A 20,844-nucleotide genomic window follows, 5' to 3' on the forward strand; every position below is an offset into this window, starting at 1 on the left:
AAGGCATCAATGTGAACGAATTTTGATGCTTTTCAAAGAGCGACGCAACCGTACAAATGCTCATCATAAGCCGCTCTCACGATGCCGCACGGTTTAACAGGGGAACAAAGCGACATGTCCAAATCATTGATGATGAAGAGTTTTTTTGCTGCAGTCGGTCTTTCGGCGGTGGCCCTCGCCGCCCAGCCGGCCGCCGCACTCGATGAAGTCTCCTACGGCACCAACTGGCTTGCCCAGGCCGAGCATGGCGGCTTCTACCAGGCCGTTGCCGACGGCACCTATGAAAAGCGCGGCCTGAAGGTGAAGATCGTGCAGGGTGGCCCGAATGCCGCCAACCGCGCACTCCTGATCGCCGGCAAGGTCGATTTCTATATGGGCGGCCCGCTCGGCGACATGGATGCCGTCAAGCAAGGCATTCCGCTGGTCAGCGTCGCCTCGATCTTCCAGAAGGACCCGCAGGTCCTGCTCGCCCATCCCGACGCGGGCGTCGAAAAGTTCGAGGACCTCGCCAAGATGAAGACCATCTTCATGGCCAAGGAAGGCTACACCACCTATTTCGAGTGGATGAAGAAGAACTTCAAAGGCTTCAAGGACGAACAGTTCAAACCCTACACGTTCAATCCCGCCCCCTTCATCGCCGACAAGGCCTCCGCACAGCAGGGTTACCTGACCTCCGAACCCTACGAGATCGGCAAGCAGGCCGGCTGGACGCCGAAAGTCTTCCTGATCGCCGATGCCGGTTACGGCCCCTATTCGACGATGATCACCACCACGCAGCCGATGATCGACAAGAAGCCGGATGTCGTGCAGCGTTTCGTCGACGCCTCGATCGAGGGCTGGTACACTTACCTCTATGGTGACAACAAAGCCGGCAACGATCTGATCAAGAAGGACAATCCGGAAATGACGGATGGCCAGATCGCCTATTCCATCGCCAAGATGAAGGAATACGGCATCGTGGTTTCGGGCGACGCCGAGACCAAGGGCATCGGCTGCATCACCGACGAACGCTACAAGAAGTTCTTCGAATCCATGGTATCGATCGGTGTTCAGCCGGCCGACCTCGATTACAAGAAGGCCTATTCGACCAAGTTCGTCTGCAAGGGCGTCGGCATGGCGCTGAAGAAGTAGTCTCGGAAGAGCGCAACGGTTCATTCCCTCTTTGCTGTGCCTGGCACGGGAAAGAGGGAATTGCCGCCCTGTCCCGACTAAGTTCAAGGCCCGCAATGAGCACGTCCCAAGCCCCGTTGATACCCGCCCCCGGGGAGACACGCAGACGCCCGCTGGTCGTCATGCGCTCCGTCTCGAAAATGTTCTCCAGCGGCACGCTGGCGCTCTCCGACATGTCGCTGACGGTCGAGGGGGGCGAGTTCGTCAGCCTGCTCGGCCCCTCCGGCTGCGGCAAATCGACGGCGCTGCGCATCATTGCCGGCCTCGGCGACGTCTCGACCGGCACGATCGACTGGCCGAGTTCCCGCATCAATTCCAAAGGGCTGCCGGAAGGCGACATTTCCTTCGTCTTCCAGGAGCCGACGCTGATGCCGTGGCAGACTGTTTTCGGAAACGTCTACCTGCCGCTGAAACTGCGCGGCGTCTCGAAATCCTCCGCCCGCGACGAAATCATGAAGACGCTTGCGACCGTCGGCCTCCAGGACTTTGCCGATGCCTATCCGCGCGAACTTTCAGGCGGCATGAAGATGCGCGTCTCGATCGCCCGTGCGCTGGTCACCAAGCCGAAGCTGCTTTTGATGGACGAGCCCTTCGCGGCGCTCGACGAAATCACCCGTCAGAAACTCAACGACGACGTGCTTAGGCTCTGGCGCGAGACGGGCATCACGGTGATATTCGTCACCCATTCCGTGTTCGAATCCGCCTATCTCTCGAACCGCATCGTGGTGATGAAGGCACGCCCAGGCCGGGTGCACGCGGATTTCCCGTTGAAAACGAGCATGAGCCGCGACGCGCACTACCGCACGTCCGAAGACTACCGCCAGGCCTGCGAAAAGGTCTCGAACATGCTTCTCGAAGCGATCGGCGGGGAGGAACATTGATGACCGACACCGATATCGCCCTTGTGCCGCCGAAGCCGGGCTTCCTCAGCCGCAACCGCGATACGCTGCTGCGCACCCTCGTCCCGATCTGCGTGGTGATCTGCCTCGTCCTCCTCTGGCAGTTCATCATCACCGTCAACAGCATCCCTCAATACATCCTGCCGGGGCCGTTGGCGGTCGCGAACTCGCTCTACAACGACTGGGGCACGCTCTCGCCCGCCCTGTGGGTGACGACGCAGATCACCATGCAGGCGCTGGCGCTGGCGCTGATCGGCGGCGTCAGCATTGCCGTCTTTCTCATCCAGTCGAAATGGATCGAGACCGCCTTCTATCCGATCACGGTCATCCTGCAGGTGACGCCGATCGTGGCGATCGCGCCGCTGATCCTGATCTATGCGCCGACGACCCAGGTGGCGCTTTTGATCTGCGCCTTCCTCGTCGCCTTCTTCCCGATCCTGTCGAACATGGTCCAGGGCCTGAAGAGCGTCGACCACAACCTGCTCAACCTATTCGATCTCTACGGCGCCTCGCGCTGGCAGACGCTGCTCTACCTGAAACTCCCCTCCTCGCTCCCCTATTTCATGACGGGCCTGAGGATCGGCGGCGGCCTGGCGCTGATCGCCGCGGTTGTTGCGGAGTTCGCGGCGGGCTCGGCGGGCGCAGGTTCCGGCCTTGCCTTCCGGCTGCTCGAATCCCAGTATCGCCTCAACATTCCGCGCCTGTTTGCGGCACTGATCCTGCTGTCCTTGCTCGGCGTGGTGATTTTTGCGATCACCTCCTTCATCTCCTGGTTTTTCCTGCATCGCTGGCATGAAAGCAGCCTGAAAAGAGAAAACTGATGACTGCCTTCATGACGCTTCCCGACGCCCGCCGTTTCGCGCTCACCAATGCGACGCTGCCGGCCGTCCTCGTCAAGGGCCTGCCGGTTGCCGCGAAGGACGGCCTCGTGGAGGCCGATCTCGTCATCGCGGACGGGACGATCGAGGCTATCCTGCCGAAAGGCTCGGCACCCGCCGATCTGACCATTGCGGATATGCGCGGCGGCATGGTCTGGCCCTGTTTCGCCGACATGCATACCCATCTCGACAAGGGACATTTCTGGGACCGCCGCCCCAACCCCGACGGCACGTTCGAAGGCGCCTTGATGAACGTGCGCGAGGACCGGATCGCCAATTGGTCGGCAGTGGATATCCGAGCCCGCTTCGAATTCTCACTGAAAAGTGCCTACGCTCACGGCACGAAACTCATCCGCACCCATCTCGATAGTATTCCGCCGCAGCCGGATATCTCCTTTCCTTTGTTCGATGAGCTTCGCGCCGAATGGAAAGATCGGATCGCGCTGCAGGCAGTCGCCCTGCTGCCGTTGGAATGCGTGCTCGACGAAAGCGTCTTCGGCGGCATCGTCGCGACGGCGAAGCGTTATGGCGGACTGCTCGGCGGCGCCACCCGCATCCTGCCGGATTTCGAACGGATCCTCGACACGCTCTTCAAGGCGGCCGCCAACAACGGCCTCGATATCGACCTGCATGTGGACGAGACGGAAGACAGACAGGTCCTGACCCTGGAAGCCATTGCCGAGGCTAAACTCCGCAACCGTTTCGAAGGTTCGGTCACCGTCGGCCATTGCTGCTCGCTCGCAAGGCAGGACGACGAGACCGCAGGGCGTGTCATCGACAAGGTGGCCAAGGCCAACATCTCCGTCGTGTCGCTGCCGATGTGCAACATGTACCTTCAGGACCGCCACGCCGGCCGCACCCCGCGGTGGCGCGGCGTCACGCTGTTCCACGAATTGACGGCCGCCGGTGTGAAAACCGCCGTCTCCTCCGATAACACCCGCGATCCGTTCTACGCCTATGGCGACATGGATCCGGTCGAGGTTTTCCGCGAGGCGGTCCGCATCCTGCATCTCGACCACCCGCTCGACACATCCGCCCGCGTCGTGACCTCGACGCCCGCCGAAATCCTCGGCCGGCCGGATATCGGGGTTATTGCCGCAGGCGGCCCCGCCGACCTCGTGCTGTTCAGCGCGCGCCGCTGGAGTGAATTCCTTTCCCGTCCGCAGGCCGACCGCATCGTGATGCGGAATGGCATGGGCATCGACCGTCGCCTGCCGGATTACCGTGACCTGGACCCGATTTTGGACAAGTGAACATGCCGGACTACGCACAGATCAAGAAAGAACTCGAAGGCCTCGCACTCGAGGACAATCCGGCGCTGGTGCGCCAGAAGAGCCGCGATTTCTACTGGTATTCGCCGATCCTGAAGGAAGAGCTCGAAAACGTCACCGCCGATCTCGTCGTCTCGCCGAAAAGCGAGGAAGAGGTGATCCGGGTGCTGAAGGTGGCCTATGCCCATGGCGTACCGGTCACCCCGCGCGGCGCCGGCACCGGCAACTACGGCCAGGCCATGCCGCTCTCCGGCGGCATCGTGCTCAACCTCATCAACATGAACAAGGTCAAGGAAATCCATCCGGGCCGCGTCATCGCCGAACCCGGCATCGTGATTGCCGAACTCGACCGCCAGACCAGAGCCCATTCCGGCCAGGAGCTGCGCTTCCACCCCTCGACCGCCCAGACGGCGACGATCGGCGGCTTCGTCGCCGGCGGTTCCGGCGGCGTCGGCTCAATCCATTGGGGCGGCCTGCGCGACCTCGGCAATATCCTGCGCCTGCGCGTCGTCACCATGGAAGCCGAGCCGCGCGTCCTCGACCTGACGGCCTGGGACCTGCAGAAGGTCACCCACGCCTACGGCACCAACGGCATCATCGTCGAAGTCGAGATGCCGCTGGCTCCCGCCTATGAATGGGTGGACGTGCTGGTCGGTTACGACGACTTCATGGACGCGGTGCGCTTCGGCGATGCGCTGGCCCATAAGAACGGCCTGCTGATCAAGGAAATCGCCCCGATCGCAGCACCCATCCCCTACGACTATTTCCCGCGTCACAAGCCGTTCCTGCGCGACCGCAACCAGTCGATCGTCGTGCTGATGGTAGCGCCGCATTCCATGGACGCCTTTACCGCCTTTGCCGAACGCCAGAAGGGCGAAATACTCTTCCGTTCCGACAAGGTCGAAAGCATGAAGGGTATCCCGCATGCCTACGAGCTTGCCTGGAACCACACGACGCTGCGAGCCCTGAAAGTCGATCCAGGGTTCACCTACCTTCAGGTCCAGTATCCGGGACCGGACCATGTCGCCAAGGTCGAGAAGATGGTGAAGCTGTTCGGCGACGAGGTGCCGGGCCATCTGGAATTCATCAAGTTCGACGGCCGCATGCAGTGCTCCGGCCTTCCGCTGGTGCGCTACACGACCAGGGAGCGGCTGGAGGAGATCATGCAGATCCACCGCGACAACGGCTGCCCGATCTTCAACCCGCACCGCTACACGCTGGAAGAAGGCGGCATGAAGCAGACGGACGTGGTCCAGCTCGCCTTCAAGAAGGAGACCGATCCGAAGGGTCTCCTCAACCCCGGCAAGATGATCGCCTGGGACAATCCCGATTTCGATTTCTCAGCCGGCAAGAACTACCTCTTTCCGGGCCTTGCCGCAGCGGGTGGCTGATGCGGGTCCTGCTCATCCATTCGCATCCGGTCGAGGAAAGTTATGGCGCCGCCCTGCACAGGCAGGCGCGCGAGAGCCTACTGAAAGCCGGCCATGAGGTGGATGACTGCAACCTCTATGCCGAAGGTTTCGATCCGGTCATGTCGCGCCATGACCGGATGACTTACCACGACTACCCCAACAACCTGTCGCTGGTGAAACCCTATGTCGATCGGCTGCAGGCGGCGGAAGGGCTGGTAATCGTTACCCCGGTCTGGAATTTCGGCTGGCCGGCGATGCTGAAAGGCTATTTCGACCGCGTCTGGCTGCCGGGCATCACCTTCGAGCTGAAGGACGGCAAGCTCACGCGAAAACTGCATATCGACAAGGTGGCGGTGGTCACCACCTACGGCGCCACTCGCTGGCGCGCCTTCCTCGCCGGCGACCCGCCGCGAAAACTGTCGAAACGCGTGCTGCGGGTCCAGACCAACCCCGCCCGGCCGGTGAGATTTCTGGCCCATTACGACATGAACAATTGCACGCCGCAGACGCGGGCGGCGTTTCTGGACAAGGTGAAGCGCGAGATGGAGCGGTTCTAGCTCTCCATCTCACGACGGCGCATTATCAACAGGGCATCTGCCTCCACCATTGCGACACGGATCTCCGCGTTCTGCAAGGGACCGATGGGCTCACCGGCATCGCGCTCGGAAATGAACAGAAACCGATCCACCTCCGCCCCGGCCGCCGTCACCGTCCGGTAGGTTTCCCATCGCTGATGGATCCTCGCCGCGACCCGCAGCGACGGAACGTTTTCCGGGCTGACGATCGAGACGATCCGCCCGAAACCGAGACTGCCGAGACCAAAATCACGGCAGGCGGCGACCGCCTCGGCGGCATAACCGCGGCCGAGCCATTCGCGCCGAAGATGATAGCCGATCTCCGGCTCCAGGCCCTTGGGGTCGGCTGCAGCGTAACGCCGCAATCGCCGATCAGCTCGCCGGTCGCCTTCTCGACGACACCCCAGAGGCCGAAACCGTTTTCCCCATAACTTCGAAAGGCAAGCTTTTCGAACCAGGCTTCGGTCTCCTCGAAGGTCTTGGCGCGAGGGTAGAAACGCATGCTCTCGGCATCGCCGAAGATGCGATGCAGGATCCGCAGATCGGCCTTGGTGATCTGCCTTAAGGTCAGCCTTTCCGTCTCAAGAACCTCACGCATCCTACGCTCTCGATCATCGCCATATCGCCCCGCCACTCTTTACTTGAACACGCTTTTTTGCGCTATTTCCCCATCGCGAATCTTCATGTTCAGGGACAGACAGACGATGACGGACCAGGTTTCACCACTCGCCAGCATCTTGCGTCCCTTGCATCCCCGCAATCCTGACGAACATCACCGGGTCGCAACCCCGCTCGAACTGCTGTTCGACCTCGTGTCGGTGATCGCGATCGCGTCCGCCGCCGCCGGCCTGCACCATGCGATTGCCGAAAACCATGCGGCGCAGGGGGTGATGACCTTCGTCATGGCCTTCTTCGCCATCTGGTGGGCCTGGATGAACTTCACCTGGTTTTCCTCGGCCTATGACAATGACGATGTCGTCTACCGATTGCTGACCATGGTGTTGATGGGTGGCTCGCTGACGATTGCCGCCGGCATTCCGGCGCTGTTCACCGAGGCGCCGGATTTTACCCTGGTGATCTATGGTTACGCCGTCATGCGCATCGGCATGATCATCCTGTGGCTGCGGGCCGCCTATCACGGCCCGGCCTGCCGGCCGACTGCGCTTGGATATGCGATCGGGATCTTCCTCGTCCAGCTTCTCTGGCTGAGTTTCCTCTTCCTGCAACCCATCACCTTCGGCCTGTCGTATCTCCTCTGGGCGCTCGGCGTGGCCCTTGAACTGGCCGTGCCGGCCGTCGCGGAACGGCTGAGCGCCAATACGCCATGGCACCGTCACCACATCGTCGAGCGTTATGGCCTGCTCAACATCATCGTGCTCGGCGAGACCCTGCTTGCCGGCTCGATGGCGCTTCGCCAGTTCGCCGGCGAGGTCAATGTCATGCTGGTACATACGGCGCTTTCCGCGCTGGTCATCGTCTTTTCGCTCTGGTGGGTCTATTTCGCCCGCGAGGAACAACTCACCAGCCATCACCTCAGACGTTCGCTTCTCTGGGGCTACGGCCATTTCTTCATCTTCACTTCCGGCGCCGCGGTCGGCGCGGGTTTCGCCGTGCTCGTCGACATCATCACCCACCATTCCGAGGTCTCCATCCTCGTCGGCGACTATGCGGTGGCGATCCCCGTTGCGATCTATCTGGCGAGCCTGTGGTTCGTGCGCGACCGCTATGTCTGCATCGGCCCGGCGCGCTACACGCTCGCGGTGTTTGCCGTCCTGACGCTGGTCGCGCCGGCAATCGGGCTCGGGCTGGAAGGCATTGCGGCCACGACCGCGCTCGGCGTCATCGTCCGCAACCTGTTTGCCGGGCGCGCCTATTTAGCGCCACCGACATCTCATCCCGACCATTAAACTTTTCCTTAAATTTTACCGGTTATTAATCTCTGGAAACCGAGAGATTAAGCGATGCGTATTGCGTTTTTCATCGCCCTCATGGCTCTGTCCCTGTCTGCCTGCGCCTCGGCGCCGAGCCGTGTCACCAATGCCTGCGCGATCTTCGAGCAGCGCGACGGGCTGTTCAACAACTGGGCGCGTGACGCCAAGAAGGCCGAGCGGGAATTCGGCGTGCCGGTGCCGATCCTGATGGCGACGATCTATGTGGAATCCGGTTTCCAGCCCTATGCGCGGCCGCCGCGCACCAAACTGCTCGGCTTCATTCCGTGGACGCGCGCCTCGACGGCCTATGGTTACGCCCAGGCACTCGACGGCACATGGCTGAGCTACCAGAAGGATACCGGCCGCTGGAGCGCCAGCCGCACCGATTTCGGCGATGCCGTCCATTTCGTCGGCTGGTATCACAACCAGAGCCATCTCAAGAACGGCATCCCGCTCACCGACAGCTACAACCTCTACCTCGCCTATTACACCGGCCAGGCCGGATACGCGCGCGGCCAGTTCGGCAACGGCGTCAAGCAGACCGCCCAGAAATCCGCCGGCATGGCCGCCAAATACGAAGCCCAGCTCAGAAGTTGCGGCTACTGAGCGAACCCTAGCGGCTCACGACGATGCGTGTGTTCGACACTCCGTGCCGGCTGGCGAGCGAGAAGAATGTCGCTGCATTTTCAGGATGCAGGCGGATGCAGCCATGAGAGGCAGGTCGGCCGAGGCGCTTCGTCTCGAAGGTCGCATGGACGGCATAACCGCCGTTATAGAACACCGCATAGGGCATCGGGGCATTATCGTATTTGCGCGAACGGTGATCCCTGGACAGCCACTTGGCGCCCCAGTTCCCCGTCGGCGTCGAATAACCCGGACGCGCGGTCGAAACCTTCCATTCGTAAACCACCACACCGTCCTGCTCGACGGTCATGGTCTGCGACGACAGGCTGACACTGGCAACAAGACTTGCAGAAAAGGCAGCGGGTGCGAAAAATTGCGCACAGAAGAGCGCCATGGCTCCCATCACGATACGACGCATAGAAAACCCCCAATAAAAAACCCTGGAGCAAGCGATACCCTATTCAGCTCAAGGAATATTTAAAGTCGGGGCCGATATTCAGCGCAAATCACAAATGCGATAGCCGGCACTGCAATAAAGCGATCACATAATCAATAAACACTGAATACCGATGACCTTTCGCCGATGCGGCTCGCGCTGAGGCGACATCTCTATTGGGAGTTGCTTTAAAATACCTTCGCCGCCGTCACTTCCACTTCGACCAGGAATTCGGCGCGGGTGAAGCCACCGACAACGATCAGGGTCGAGACCGGTTTCGGATCGAGCGTATAGCGGTCCCGCACCGCCATATAGGCGGGAAAATCCTCGCGGCTGGTGACGAAGCCGGAAATGCGGATGACGTCCGCATAGGTCATGCCCGCCTCCTCGAGGATGGCGCCGATCGCCTTGAAGCAGAGCTCGGCCTGGCTTGTGATATCCGGCGGAATCTTCTCGTCGGTGCCGATGCCGAGCTGGCCGGACGTGACGAGCAGGCTGGCGCCTGGCGGCACCAGCAGACCGTGATTGTAGGCACCGAACGGCTTGCGGACGGACGGAGGATTAAAGGTCTCAATTGCCATAACCGACGATACCCTTGATTTCGAGGAAGTCGTGAATGGCCCAGTCGGCATATTCGCGGCCGTTGCCGGATTGCTTGAAGCCGCCGAAGGGCGCGAAGAGATCCCATTCGGGATAGTTGATGAACACCGAACCGGCGCGAAGCCGCGCCGCCACCTGGCGGGCATGGGCGAGATCGCCGGACTGAACATAGGCCGCAAGCCCGTACGGTGTGTCGTTGGCGATCTCGATCGCCTGTTCCTCCGTCTCGTAAGGGAGGATCGACAGGACGGGCCCGAAGATCTCTTCGCGGGCGATGGTCATGTCGTTGGTGACGTTTCCGAACACGGTTGGGCGGATGTAGTAGCCGCGATTGAGGTTTTCCGGCCGGCCGGGGCCGCCGGTGACCAGCGTCGCACCTTCCGCGATGCCCGCCTCGATCAGCCGCTGGATCTTGTCGAACTGGGTCTTGCTGACCACCGGGCCGAGATCGGTACCGTCGGCGCGCGGATCGCCGGTCTTGAGCTTTTCGGCGGCAGCCTTTGCGACCTGAAGCGCCTCGTCGTGACGCCTGGCCGGCACCAGCATGCGGGTCGGCGCATCGCAGGACTGGCCGGAATTGCCGAAACAGGCGGTCACGCCGTCCGCCACCGCCTTTTCGAACTCCGCGTCGGCCAGGATGATATTCGGCGACTTGCCGCCGAGCTCCTGCGCCACCCGCTTCACCGTATCGGCAGCGGTCTTGGCGACAATGATACCGGCGCGGGTCGAGCCGGTGAAGGACACCATGTCGACATCCGGATGGCCGGCCATCACCTGGCCCACGTCCGGACCGGTGCCGTTGACGAGGTTGAAGACGCCCTTCGGCGTGCCGGCCGCCTCCATGACCTCGGCGAAGATGATGCCGCTGATCGGCGCGATCTCCGAGGGTTTGAGCACCATGGTACAGCCGGCGGCAATCGCCGGCGCTACCTTGCAGACGATCTGGTTGAGCGGCCAGTTCCAGGGCGTGATGAGAGCGCAGACGCCGATCGGCTCTTTCACGATGGTCGTCGTGCCGCGTGTCTCGGTGAACTCGTAGGCTTCGAGCGCCTCGATCGTCGCCTTGAGATGCCCCTGCCCGGCAGCGGCCTGCGCGTCCCGGGCAAAGGCGATCGGCGCACCCATCTCCTGGGAGACGGCCTGGGCGATATCCTCGTAGCGCTTTTCGTATTCGGCAAGGATGCGACGAAGCAGCGCCAGCCGCTCCTCCTTCGACCACTGAGAGAAAGCCGGGAACGCGGCTTTGGCCGCCGCCACCGCCTTGTCCACATCCGCCTTGGAGCCGAGCGCGATCCGCGTATAGGCCTCTTCCGTCGAGGGATCGATGACGTCCAGCGCGACCGGGAGGGCCGGTTCGACCCAGGCGCCGTCGATGAAGAATTTCAAATGGTTGCTCATGGGAACCTCCGGGCAGCCAGAGACGTGATCGAACCACTATCGGCGATCACCATGTCCCTCGCAAGCCCGGAGAAGCTGTTCGCAAGACGAAGTGCGGAGACTTGTTCCATCGCCACGCAGCACTCGGCAGCCGCCGCCTTTGCACCTGCAGGCGAGGGGAGCCGAGGAGTTTCAACAAGCCCTAAATGTTCGTAAAACCCGTCGAAACACATCAGCAACAATACCGCTTCATCCGAACTTAAAAGCTCGATGTTACGGAATAGATCGACCTTGCGCCGACCCGGGGAATTTCCGCAGCGCTGGGCCATGGACGCGGCAGATCAACACGGCTTTCAGAAAGCAGGCAGGCCCGATGCGACGCAGCCTTCTCCCTCTCGCCCTTTTCGGGCTTTTTGCGCTGCCCATGGCCGGCGCACAGGCGACGGCCCTCACCGACGACCTTCAGGGTCTTTCCAAGCAGCAGGTCGAGGACAGCGTCGAGTTCGCATTCGGCAATGCGCTGTTTTTCCTGTTCCATGAAGCCGGACACATGCTGGTTTCAGAATTCAACCTGCCGGTTCTTGGCCGGGAGGAAGATGCGGTGGATACGCTTTCCACGCTGCTCCTGCTGGAGGCCGACGACGAAGTTTTCGACACGGCGCTGACCGATTCCGTCGATGGCTGGACATTTTCCGCAGAGGCCAGCGAGGCTGCCGAAGAGGAACTGCCGATGTGGGACGTCCACGCGCTCGACCGCCAGCGCGCCTTCAGCATGGTCTGCATGATGGTCGGAAAGGATGCGGAGAAATTCAAGGAATCGGCCGATAACCTCGAATTTCCGGAGGAACGCCGAAGGCAGTGCGTCGGCGAATATCTGAAAGCCCATGACAGCTGGTTCGGCGTCCTGAAACCGCATCTGCGCACCGACGGGCAGAACAACAAATTTACGATTACCTACAAGAAGCCGAACAACAGGGAACTCGAGGACTACGCAGACCTGACGAAGACGGCGAAGGTCCTGGATATCCTCGCCGAGCTTCTCTCCGGGCTCTACAAGCTGGACGACGGCATCAAGCTGACGGCCGCCGAATGCGGCGAGCCGAATGCCTATTGGTCGGCTGGCGGTCGGGAAGTGATATACTGCTATGAGCTGATGCAGTGGCACATGCAGACCGTCGCCAAATACTTCAAAGAAGAAGAGGGAAAAACCGACGAGAGCCAAGAGGCGGTCGAAGACGAGAAAAAACCGACCCTTCAGAACCTGTTCGGCAAGGCAACGGCCCGCCGGTAGCGAGCGCGGGCAAAAGTAAGCCCGGCATCAGCCTTCACAAGCCTGACGCCGGGCGGTTTTATTGTCGTGTTCAAGCGCCATAGGGCGCAAAGAACGTCTTGGCGGCCTCGATCTCGTTCGGGCGGATCTCATGTCCGCCGCCATGCCATTCGAGCGTGACCGTGTCGCCCTGCTTCCTGAAATAATCGGCAAGGTCGGTGGTCTGCGCGACGGAACTGATCGGATCGTGCTGGCCGGCCGTGATCAACACATGGGCCTTGTCTTCGGCCTTGCGGTCCTTCGGCTTGAACGGGATCAGCGGATGCATCAGCACGCCCGCCTCGAACAGGCCGGGCTTCTCGATCATGATATTGGCGAGAATATTCGCGCCGTTCGAAAAACCGAGGCCGAGCACGGCCGAAGATTCGTAGCGCTCGCGGTTGGCGGCGACGAATTCGCTCATCCGCTCGGTCGCCCGGGCGAGATCCTCGCAATCGTAGACGCCTTCAGCCTTGCGGCGGAAGAAGCGCGCCGCACCGTGTTCGGAAATGTCGCCGCGCGGCGAGATCACCGTGGCGCCCGGCAAGAGCCGGCCGCCGAAATCGAAGAACTGGTTTTCATCGCCGCCGGTGCCGTGAAAGACGAACAGGATCGGCGCTCCAGGAGCACCGGGGCGCGCCCGGTGCACATAACTGTCGTAACTCATGATGGTCTCCTTGGACGCGTCGTCTGGTTAGGCGTCCAGCGGTTCGAGATGTTGTTCGAGCGTTGCCCGCAGATGTGCATGCTGTGCGGGCAGCTTCAGGGCCTCGCCGAGATGAGCGGTATCCTCGTCGCGATCGAAGCCGGGTTCGTTGGTGGCGATTTCGAACAGCACGCCGCCCGGCGTGCGGAAATAGATCGCCCAGAAGTAATCGCGGTCGATGACCGGGGTGACCTGGTAACCGGTATCCATCAGCGCCTTGCGGACTTCGAGTTGCTTTGCGCGGTTCTCGACGGCAAAGGCGATGTGGTGGACCGAGCCGGCACCGAGATTGGCGCGGGCAATGTTCGGCATGGTTTCGATGTCGATGACATCGGCACCGTTGCCGCCCGGCATGATCAGGCGGGTCACGCCATCCTGAGCATCGGCTTGGCTGTAGCCCATGAACTTCAGGAGTTCGGCGGTAGCGCCTTCATCGCGAAGACGAAGCGAAGCGGAATGGAAACCGCGGATCGCATGATCTTCGGTAATGCCGTTGCCGATGAACTGCTTGCGGGCATCGTCCTTGACTTCGACGAGCGCGAAACCGTCGCCATCCGGACCGGAGAAATGCAGGCGGTTTTCACCGAATGCGCTGTCGGCCTTGATGCCTTCTGCGCCAGCCTTCGTCAGCCGGTCGGTCCAGAAACCGAACGAGCCTTCCGGAACCGAGAAGAGCGTGGTGCCCACTTCGCCGGTACCTTGACGGCCACGGGCGATATGCGGGAACGGGAAATAGGTCATGACAGAACCGGGAGAACCGACTTCGTCGCCGTAATAGAGATGGTAGACATCGGGAGCGTCGAAATTGACAGTCTTCTTGACCCGGCGAAGGCCGAGCGTATCGGTGAAGAACTTGTTATTGGTGCTGGCGCTGGCAGCCATCGACGTGACGTGGTGCAGGCCTTTGATCTGGTCGAGCATTTTAAACCCCTTTCTAGGAGCCGCCTGTGCGGCCCGCTTTCTGAGGTAAAGATGGTGGAACGAGCGGCAATTGGATAGACGCGACGATCCGAACGCATTGTTCACTCTGCGTAGACGACCATTGGCTAATCGTTCACAGATCTAGACTTGTTCCGGCAGACGCCAGTCGACCGGATCCTTGCCGATCGACTGCAGATAGGCATTCGCCTTGGAGAAGGGACGCGAGCCCAGAAACCCGTTATGGGCCGACAGCGGCGACGGGTGCGCCGAGCGGAGTACCAGATGGCGTTGCTGGTCCACGAAAGCCGCCTTCTTCTGCGCATAGGAGCCCCAGAGGATAAAGACGACGCCGTCGCATTCGTCGTTGACGGCGCGGATCACCGCGTCGGTAAACCGTTCCCAGCCCTTGCCCTGATGGGCAGCGGCCTTGCCTTCCTCGACCGTCAGCACGCTGTTCAGCAACAGCACGCCCTGTTCCGCCCAGTGTTCGAGGAACCCGTGTTTGGCCGGCGGGATGCCAAGATCCGTCTCCATCTCCTTGTAGATGTTGATGAGCGACGGCGGGATGCGCACACCGGGCCTCACGGAAAAGCAAAGCCCATGCGCCTGGCCGAACCCGTGATACGGATCCTGGCCGAGGATGACGACCTTGACCTCGTCGAGCGGCGTCAGGTCGAGCGCGCGAAAATACTCCGAGCCTTTCGGGAAGATGCGCTTGCCCGCTTGCCTCTCGGCGACGAGAAAGTGCTTGAGCTCGCCCATATAGGGATCGGAGAATTCCTGCCCGAGCACGAGCTTCCAGCTTTCCTCGAGCTTGACCTCGCCCTCCGCCATGTCCTGTTCCTTAAATGACGTGGTGGTTCGAGCGAGAATGCCAGTCCCAGGCCGAACGGATGATATCGTCCAGGCTGTATTTCGGTTCCCAGCCGAGCACCGCCCGCGCCTTGTCGTTATTGGCAACGAGAGAGGTGGAATCACCTTCGCGCCGGCCGGTATATTCCACCGGGAACGGCTTTCCCGAAACCGCCGAAATCGCCGCCAGCAGTTCCTTCACCGTCGTGCCGGTGCCGGTGCCGAGATTGAGTTCCACCGTTTCGCCACCGGCGAGAAGGTAGTCGACCGCCCGCACATGCGCGTCCGCGAGGTCAAGCACATGGATATAGTCGCGCACGCAGGTGCCGTCGCGGGTGTCGTAGTCGTCGCCGAAGACCTTGAACCCCTGGCGGCGGCCAAGCGCCGCTTCGATCGCGAGCGGAATGGCGTGCGTCTCCGGCGTATGCCACTCACCGATCCGGCCCTCGAAATCAGCGCCGGCGGCATTGAAATAGCGCAGCATGACGGACTTCAGGTCCTTGTAGGTGCCGTAATCCTTCAGCGCCTGCTCGATGATGAACTTGGTGCGGCCGTAGGGATTGATCGGCGCCTGTTTGTGCGTCTCGTCCATCGGCACACGGTCCGGCAGGCCGTAGGTGGCGCAGGTCGAGGAGAACACGAAGGCTTTCACACCCGCATCGATCGCCGCCGACAAGAGCGTCAGCGCCCCGATGACATTGTTGTCGTAGAAGGCGACCGGGTTCTTGACCGATTCCCCCACCTCGATCAGCGCTGCGAAATGCAGCACGGCATCGGGCTTGTGCTTGGCAAAAACCTCGTCGAGCCGGGCGCGGTTGCGGATATCGCCCTGCTCCAGCTCACCCCAGCGCACGAATTCCGCATGTCCGTTGGAGAGGTTGTCGAAGACGATCGGTTGATAGCCCCGCTCGGCGAGCACCAGACACGTGTGAGAACCGATATAGCCGGCCCCGCCGACAACGAGCACTTTCTTCTGCGACATCATTTTCCCTGCGGTTATTGAAGCCGGCGGCACTATAACCGGCGGCGCTTAAATGGGAAGGGCGGACGACCATGAGAAATTTGGGTGGAGACGCCGTTCCCGAACTTGTCTATCCTGCTCAGGATATTCCATAGGTCATTTCATGCGTCTCCTCTTTCTCGCCCTCGGATGGCTGTTCGTCGCAATCGGCATTGTCGGGGCTTTCTTGCCTGTCTTGCCCACCACGCCATTCCTGCTTCTGGCCGTCGCCTGTTTCGCCCGCTCCTCGCCGCGGCTGGAGGCATGGCTGCTCGACCACCCGAAATTCGGACCGTCACTGCGCAGCTGGCGGGAAAAGGGTGCGATCGCGCGGAAGGCGAAGATCGCAGCCATTTCGCTGATGGCGGTGAGCTACGCGGTCTTCTGGTTCGGCACCTCGCCGCCGCTATGGCGGGCGGCACTGGTGGCCGCGGTGATGCTCGGTTCCGCGACCTTCATCGTCACCCGGCCCGATACCTGAATCCTGACAGCTCAGCGGTGCCGCGATTGCGGCAGGACGTAGGGGATGTGGGCGGCCGGCAGGCGACCCACGGCGCCGGCGATGCCATAGACGTTGGCGATGATCTCGTCACTGACCGTTTCCAGGCAGGCGCCTTCCGCGACCACCCGGCCGTGGTTCAGCACCACCAGATGGTCGGCGAATTCGGCTGCCAGGTTGAGGTCGTGCAGGATGGCGAGCACGATGCCGCCGGCATTGGCGAAGTCGCGGGCGATTTCCAGCACCGAAATCTGGTGTCCGAGATCGAGGCTGGCGGTCGGCTCGTCGAGGAACAGCGCCCGCGGCATGCCATCAACAACCGGCTGCGGCACCTGCGCGAGTGCGCGGGCGAACTGCACCCGCTGCTGCTCGCCGCCCGACAGCGACGGATAGGGGCGGCTTTCGAACCCGCGCAGGCCCACGCGTGACAAGGCCTGGCGCGCTTGTTCGGTCGGATTGAGCGCCCCTTGTGCGACAGCGCCCATCCGGACGATTTCGAGGGCGGTGAACGGGAAGGCGAGCTGCGTCGCCTGCGGCAGCACCGCCCGGCGTTTGGCAAGTTCGACCGGCCGGCAGAGATCGACACTGGTGCCGTGATAGCTGACGAAGCCGGCATCCGGTTTCATCTCGCCGGAGATCACCTTCATCAGCGTCGATTTTCCCGCGCCGTTCGGGCCGATGACGACGGTGAACTTGCCCGGCTCGAGATCGAGGCCGACATTGTCGAGCAGGTTGCGGCCCGAGCGGGCGACAGTGACGTGTTCTGCGGAAATCATGGCATGTCCCGCATGGTGATGCCGTTCTTGCCGAGCAGCAGGAAAAGGAAGACCGGAGCGCCGAACAGAGCGGTGATGACGCCGATCGGCAGTTCTGCCGGAGCGGCCACGGTGCGCGCGACGCTGTCGGCAATCAGCAGCAGTGCCCCTCCCGCGAGCGCCGAGCCCGGCAGCAGAAAGCGGTGCGACGGACCCATGACGAGACGCAGCAGATGCGGCACGACGATGCCGATGAAACCGATCGAGCCGGCGACCGCGACGGTGGAGCCGCAGGCAGCTGCGACCGCGACGATGACGATCTTCTTCAGCCGCTGCACCGGAATGCCCATGTGGAACGCGGCCGCATCTCCAAGCACCAGCGCATCGAGCCCGCGCGCCACGAAGGGCATGATCACCATCACCGCGCCGATGAAGGGCAGGATGGACAAGACCCGGCCGAACGTGGCCCCCCCGAGCGAGCCGAGGTTCCAGAAGGTGATGTCGCGCAGCTGCCGGTCGTCGGCCATGACGATCATCAGACCCATCAGCGCCGCCGAAAGCGCACCGATCGCGATGCCCGACAGGATCAGCGTCGTCGTAGAGGTCCGCCCGTCGCGGGTGGCGATGATGTAGAGAGCCCAGGTGTTGAAAAGGCCGCCGAAGAACGCCATCAGCGGCAGGAACTGGTTGCCGAGCACCATGGCGACCGGCGCCAGAATGCCGTTACCAAGCACGATCGCCGCAACCGCGGCAAGCCCCGCGCCGGACGTGACCCCGACGATGCCGGGATCTGCAAGCGGATTGCGGAACAGGCCCTGCATCATTGCGCCGGAGACGGCAAGCCCTGCCCCGACCAGAAGGCCGAGCGCGGTGCGCGGCAGGCGCACCGCCTCGAGGATCACCCGGTCCTGGGTCGAAAGGCTGGCGCTGTTACCGGTCGCGTAGGTCCAGAGATCGCGCAGGCCGACGCCCGTCGGACCGACGCCGAGCGAAAGCAGGCAGGCGGCAAACAGTATCACCGCCAGCAGAAGAAGCATGACGACGCCCTGGCGCGTCCGGTCTCCATCGGCAGCAACGCGAGAAGGCATCGCCAGCGCCTTCATCATCAGTTGATCGCCCCGGGATAGATCTGGGCTGCAAGCGCACGGGCGGCGTCCGGCGTGCGCGGACCGAAACCGAGCAGCAACAGGCCGTCCATGGTAACCAGCGCCTTGTTGGCGGCAGCCGGCGTCGTCTGCATCGAGGGAACCGCAAAAACCTGTTCCGGCGTCATGACGTGATCGCCGCGCGACATGGAGAGCACGACATCCGGCTGGGCCGCGATGACGCCTTCGTCGGCGAGCGGCTTGTAGCCGTTGATCGTCGGCGCGGCATTGATACCGCCGGCCATTTCGATCACCGCGCCCGCTTCCGTATCGGCACCGCCGGCCATGACGCGGTTGTTGGCGAGCGACAGCACGAACAGAACCTTCTTTTTCGGGCCGGTGATCCTGGCAACGTCGGCGGCGAGTTTCTTCAACCCGTCTTCCGTCTTGACGGCAAGGGCGTCGGCCTTGTCGGAAAGCCCGACGGCCGCTCCGACGTCACGGATCTTCCTGCCGATCGCTTCGGCCTTCGGCGGCGTCGGGATGACCACCATCGGCACTTCGCTGGCTTTCAGGATTTCGATGACCGGCGGCGGGCCGGAACCTTCCTCCATCAAAATGAGATCGGGCTTCTGGCCGAGGATACCTTCGGCAGACAGGGCGCGCATGTAACCGACATCGGGCTTGGAATTGGCCGCATCCGGATAGAAGCTCGTCGAGTCCCGTGCTACGATCCGGTCCTCGGCGCCGAGCGCATACAGGATCTCGGTGATCGTGCCGCCGATGGAGACGATCCGCTTGGCTTCCGGATTGCCCTTGTCGGATGCAGCGGCGACGCCCGCGACGAGACCGGTGCCCAGGAGGACGGCTGCGAAAAGCCCCCTCAAGGTGAAGGAAGACCCCATGATACTCTGCTCCTTGTCTGCCCAAACCGAGGCGCAATATGCCTCAGATCCGCCTGGCCTACGGCGATAACTTGAGTTGACTACGCAAGTTTTTTGGGCTTTTCAAGGGGACCGGCCGCAGATATCTTGAGCCGAAAGTGAAACTTTAAGTGAGGGACTATCCATGTACATTGCCATGAACCGATTCCGCGTCGTGCCGGGCTACGAAGAAGCATTCGAAGCCATCTGGCGTGGTCGCCAGGGCCGCCTCGCGGAGCTGCCCGGTTATGTGGAGTTCCATATGCTCAAGGGCCCCAAGGCCGAGGATCACACCCTCTACGCATCCCATACCGTGTGGGAAACCTTCGAGGACTTCCAGGCCTGGACGAAGTCGGAACAGTTCCGCGCGGCCCACGCGAATGCTGGCAACAACCGCGGCAAGGTGGAATATCTCTCGGGTCCGCATTTCGAAGGTTTCGAAGTGATCATCCACGAAGACAAGAACGGCGTGCGCGCCGACGCTGCCGCTTGAGGTCCCGATGAACGCCGTTTCCGAAATCAGCCCCGACCGTCGCGAACGGGCTCTCGCCGCCCTGGCGGAAAAGCCCGACGGCGTCGTCGAGGCGATCGCCGCCAATGCCGACGTGACGCCCGCCGAGATCCTCGAAATCCTGCCGAAGGGCGCTGCGGTCATCGCGGACAAGGAGAAGTTCGCGGATATCTGGACCGAGATGACGAGCTGGGGCGAGGTCCTGTTCATCGTCCATACCGACGACATCGTGCTGGAGGCCGAAGGCACCCTGCCCGCCGGTTCCGAAGGCCATGGCTGGTTCAACATCCATGGCGACAGCCCGATCGGCGGTCACATCAAGAAGGATAATTGCGCCTCCGTGACCTTCGTTGACCGCGCCTTCCATGGCCGCCGCTCCTGCTCGGTCTGGTTCATGAATGCCAAGGGTTCGGCGATGTTCAAGGTGTTCGTCAAGCGGGATGCCGCGCGCGAACTGATCGCCGAACAGCTTCAGAAGTTCGAAGCACTGCGCGACAGTTACGCTTGAGCGAAAGGCGGTTCCATGAGTTTTGATGATTCGGGCGAAAAATAACCGCCCGAATCACTTCCCGGCGGAACTTTTCGTTTTCCCCTGCATTTGAACGCCATGGCAGGGCTTGCGGAGTGGGTTGGCTGCGTGATGATCGTTTAGCCAAATGCCGCGCTTGAAGGTGGTTGTCATTGAAACAGGCGCCGCCGCGCCCAAAGGCGGACCGATCCCTTGGCCACTCTGTGGCCAGCGATCTTTAGTGGCGCGGCGCGCTTCAACGGCTTTCAGCTTTCATCGGGTCCCAAAATCTGCCTAGAGGGCCGGCACCCATTTCCAGAAAACGCCTTCCATCCGCTCGGGATAATATTTGAATTCGCATTCGAAGCGGCGCCCATAGGCCTCGGCCGCTTTCAGGGCCGCCTCGCTCACCGGCTTCATGCCGGTTCCGGGCGCAAACCAGTCTTCCATCAGGTCATCGGGAATATAGACGCCGATCCTCAGCGGGAGGGCGGTCAGCGTTGCATCGAGTTCTTCAGGGGGCATGGCTTCTTCCTCCACGAAAAGGCGGGCGCTCCGAAGAACGTCCGTCTTTCCGGGAAGTTCCGGTCTCGGACCGGCAG

General features: G+C 62.0%; 23 protein-coding genes and 1 pseudogene. 12 read left to right on the forward strand and 12 right to left on the reverse strand.

Annotated elements, in window-relative coordinates; all coding sequences use genetic code 11:
• The first annotated feature begins 114 nt into the window (after positions 1 to 114).
• The 6 genes from GQ59_RS02025 to GQ59_RS02050 all read left to right on the forward strand — a co-directional run bounded on the left by GQ59_RS02025 (position 115) and on the right by GQ59_RS02050 (position 6,187).
• Positions 115 to 1,131 (forward strand): ABC transporter substrate-binding protein, encoded by a 1,017-nt coding sequence (locus tag GQ59_RS02025; protein ID WP_037076862.1) that lies wholly within the window; start codon positions 115 to 117, stop codon positions 1,129 to 1,131.
• Between the two features lie 95 nt (positions 1,132 to 1,226).
• Positions 1,227 to 2,051 (forward strand): ABC transporter ATP-binding protein, encoded by an 825-nt coding sequence (locus GQ59_RS02030; RefSeq protein WP_037076864.1) that lies wholly within the window; start codon positions 1,227 to 1,229, stop codon positions 2,049 to 2,051.
• A complete protein-coding gene (locus tag GQ59_RS02035) occupies positions 2,051 to 2,890 on the forward strand; it encodes an ABC transporter permease (RefSeq protein WP_037076866.1) in 840 nt (279 codons plus the stop codon). The genes GQ59_RS02030 and GQ59_RS02035 overlap by 1 nt, the downstream gene beginning before the upstream one ends.
• Positions 2,890 to 4,200 (forward strand): cytosine deaminase, encoded by a 1,311-nt coding sequence (locus GQ59_RS02040; RefSeq protein ID WP_037076868.1) that lies wholly within the window; start codon positions 2,890 to 2,892, stop codon positions 4,198 to 4,200. Before GQ59_RS02035 ends, GQ59_RS02040 begins: the two co-directional genes overlap by 1 nt.
• Before the next feature lie 2 nt (positions 4,201 to 4,202).
• Entirely contained in the window at positions 4,203 to 5,609 is a 1,407-nt protein-coding gene (locus tag GQ59_RS02045) for an FAD-binding oxidoreductase (protein WP_037076870.1), read from the forward strand.
• On the forward strand, positions 5,609 to 6,187 hold the full coding sequence (locus tag GQ59_RS02050; protein WP_037076873.1) for an NAD(P)H-dependent oxidoreductase: 579 nt from the start codon (positions 5,609 to 5,611) through the stop codon (positions 6,185 to 6,187). The genes GQ59_RS02045 and GQ59_RS02050 overlap by 1 nt, the downstream gene beginning before the upstream one ends.
• Here GQ59_RS02050 and GQ59_RS33530 read toward each other — a convergent pair.
• A pseudogene (locus GQ59_RS33530) lies at positions 6,184 to 6,803 on the reverse strand (GNAT family N-acetyltransferase). The gene GQ59_RS02050 and the pseudogene GQ59_RS33530 overlap by 4 nt on opposite strands.
• A 106-nt stretch (positions 6,804 to 6,909) precedes the next feature.
• Here GQ59_RS33530 and GQ59_RS02060 point away from each other — a divergent pair.
• Both GQ59_RS02060 and GQ59_RS02065 read left to right on the forward strand, forming a co-directional pair.
• Positions 6,910 to 8,112, forward strand: a complete 1,203-nt coding sequence (locus tag GQ59_RS02060) for a low temperature requirement protein A (protein ID WP_037076874.1) — start codon at positions 6,910 to 6,912, stop codon at positions 8,110 to 8,112.
• Positions 8,113 to 8,166: 54 nt separating this feature from the next.
• The gene (locus GQ59_RS02065; RefSeq protein WP_037076878.1) at positions 8,167 to 8,742 is read left to right on the forward strand and encodes a transglycosylase SLT domain-containing protein; all 576 of its coding nucleotides are present in this window, start codon (positions 8,167 to 8,169) and stop codon (positions 8,740 to 8,742) included.
• A gap of 7 nt (positions 8,743 to 8,749) precedes the next feature.
• Here GQ59_RS02065 and GQ59_RS02070 read toward each other — a convergent pair whose 3' ends face one another.
• From GQ59_RS02070 to GQ59_RS02080, 3 genes are all read right to left on the reverse strand, one after another.
• A complete protein-coding gene (locus GQ59_RS02070) occupies positions 8,750 to 9,178 on the reverse strand; it encodes a L,D-transpeptidase (protein WP_037076880.1) in 429 nt (142 codons plus the stop codon).
• Positions 9,179 to 9,384: 206 nt separating this feature from the next.
• Complete coding sequence (locus GQ59_RS02075) at positions 9,385 to 9,777, reverse strand: RidA family protein (RefSeq protein WP_037076883.1); 393 nt, start codon at positions 9,775 to 9,777, stop codon at positions 9,385 to 9,387.
• The gene (locus GQ59_RS02080) at positions 9,767 to 11,194 is read right to left on the reverse strand and encodes an aldehyde dehydrogenase family protein (RefSeq protein WP_037076886.1); all 1,428 of its coding nucleotides are present in this window, start codon (positions 11,192 to 11,194) and stop codon (positions 9,767 to 9,769) included. Before GQ59_RS02080 ends, GQ59_RS02075 begins: the two co-directional genes overlap by 11 nt.
• 352 nt (positions 11,195 to 11,546) lie before the next feature.
• Here GQ59_RS02080 and GQ59_RS02090 point away from each other — a divergent pair, with 352 nt between their 5' ends.
• Positions 11,547 to 12,464 carry a DUF4344 domain-containing metallopeptidase gene (locus tag GQ59_RS02090; protein ID WP_051903741.1) on the forward strand — a complete coding sequence of 306 codons (918 nt, stop codon included), beginning with the start codon at positions 11,547 to 11,549 and terminating at the stop codon, positions 12,462 to 12,464.
• A gap of 70 nt (positions 12,465 to 12,534) precedes the next feature.
• On the opposite strand, the gene GQ59_RS02095 is transcribed toward GQ59_RS02090, so the two are convergent.
• From GQ59_RS02095 to galE, 4 genes are all read right to left on the reverse strand, one after another.
• Complete coding sequence (locus tag GQ59_RS02095; RefSeq protein ID WP_037076890.1) at positions 12,535 to 13,149, reverse strand: alpha/beta hydrolase; 615 nt, start codon at positions 13,147 to 13,149, stop codon at positions 12,535 to 12,537.
• 27 nt (positions 13,150 to 13,176) lie between these two features.
• Positions 13,177 to 14,109 carry a VOC family protein gene (locus GQ59_RS02100; protein WP_037076893.1) on the reverse strand — a complete coding sequence of 311 codons (933 nt, stop codon included), beginning with the start codon at positions 14,107 to 14,109 and terminating at the stop codon, positions 13,177 to 13,179.
• A 141-nt stretch (positions 14,110 to 14,250) separates the two neighbouring features.
• Positions 14,251 to 14,943 carry a uracil-DNA glycosylase gene (gene ung / locus GQ59_RS02105; RefSeq protein WP_037076895.1) on the reverse strand — a complete coding sequence of 231 codons (693 nt, stop codon included), beginning with the start codon at positions 14,941 to 14,943 and terminating at the stop codon, positions 14,251 to 14,253.
• A 10-nt stretch (positions 14,944 to 14,953) separates the two neighbouring features.
• The gene (galE, locus tag GQ59_RS02110) at positions 14,954 to 15,943 is read right to left on the reverse strand and encodes a UDP-glucose 4-epimerase GalE (RefSeq protein WP_037076897.1); all 990 of its coding nucleotides are present in this window, start codon (positions 15,941 to 15,943) and stop codon (positions 14,954 to 14,956) included.
• A gap of 142 nt (positions 15,944 to 16,085) precedes the next feature.
• Between galE and GQ59_RS02115 the strand changes: the two genes are divergently transcribed.
• Positions 16,086 to 16,442, forward strand: a complete 357-nt coding sequence (locus GQ59_RS02115) for a YbaN family protein (RefSeq protein ID WP_037076902.1) — start codon at positions 16,086 to 16,088, stop codon at positions 16,440 to 16,442.
• 11 nt (positions 16,443 to 16,453) lie between these two features.
• Here the strand turns inward: GQ59_RS02115 and GQ59_RS02120 are convergent, their stop codons facing one another.
• Genes GQ59_RS02120 through GQ59_RS02130 form a run of 3 tightly spaced genes read right to left on the reverse strand, consistent with a single transcriptional unit; the run spans position 16,454 to position 19,205 of the window.
• Positions 16,454 to 17,236 (reverse strand): heme ABC transporter ATP-binding protein, encoded by a 783-nt coding sequence (locus tag GQ59_RS02120; protein ID WP_037076904.1) that lies wholly within the window; start codon positions 17,234 to 17,236, stop codon positions 16,454 to 16,456.
• A complete protein-coding gene (locus tag GQ59_RS02125) occupies positions 17,233 to 18,321 on the reverse strand; it encodes a FecCD family ABC transporter permease (protein ID WP_152564190.1) in 1,089 nt (362 codons plus the stop codon). Before GQ59_RS02125 ends, GQ59_RS02120 begins: the two co-directional genes overlap by 4 nt.
• Positions 18,321 to 19,205, reverse strand: coding sequence for a heme/hemin ABC transporter substrate-binding protein (locus GQ59_RS02130; protein WP_037076907.1), 885 nt, complete (start codon positions 19,203 to 19,205; stop codon positions 18,321 to 18,323). The genes GQ59_RS02125 and GQ59_RS02130 overlap by 1 nt, the downstream gene beginning before the upstream one ends.
• 163 nt (positions 19,206 to 19,368) lie before the next feature.
• Between GQ59_RS02130 and hmuQ the strand changes: the two genes are divergently transcribed.
• Together hmuQ and hutX are read left to right on the forward strand one after the other, a co-directional pair.
• Positions 19,369 to 19,716, forward strand: coding sequence for a heme-degrading protein HmuQ (hmuQ, locus tag GQ59_RS02135; RefSeq protein WP_037076909.1), 348 nt, complete (start codon positions 19,369 to 19,371; stop codon positions 19,714 to 19,716).
• 7 nt (positions 19,717 to 19,723) lie between these two features.
• Complete coding sequence (gene hutX, locus GQ59_RS02140) at positions 19,724 to 20,242, forward strand: heme utilization cystosolic carrier protein HutX (protein ID WP_037076911.1); 519 nt, start codon at positions 19,724 to 19,726, stop codon at positions 20,240 to 20,242.
• 294 nt (positions 20,243 to 20,536) lie between these two features.
• Here the strand turns inward: hutX and GQ59_RS02145 are convergent, their stop codons facing one another.
• The gene (locus tag GQ59_RS02145) at positions 20,537 to 20,767 is read right to left on the reverse strand and encodes a hypothetical protein (RefSeq protein ID WP_037076914.1); all 231 of its coding nucleotides are present in this window, start codon (positions 20,765 to 20,767) and stop codon (positions 20,537 to 20,539) included.
• Positions 20,768 to 20,844 lie beyond the last annotated feature (77 nt).

The organism is Neorhizobium vignae (assembly GCF_000732195.1).
In the GTDB taxonomy this organism is placed as follows: Bacteria; Pseudomonadota; Alphaproteobacteria; order Rhizobiales; family Rhizobiaceae; genus Neorhizobium; species Neorhizobium vignae.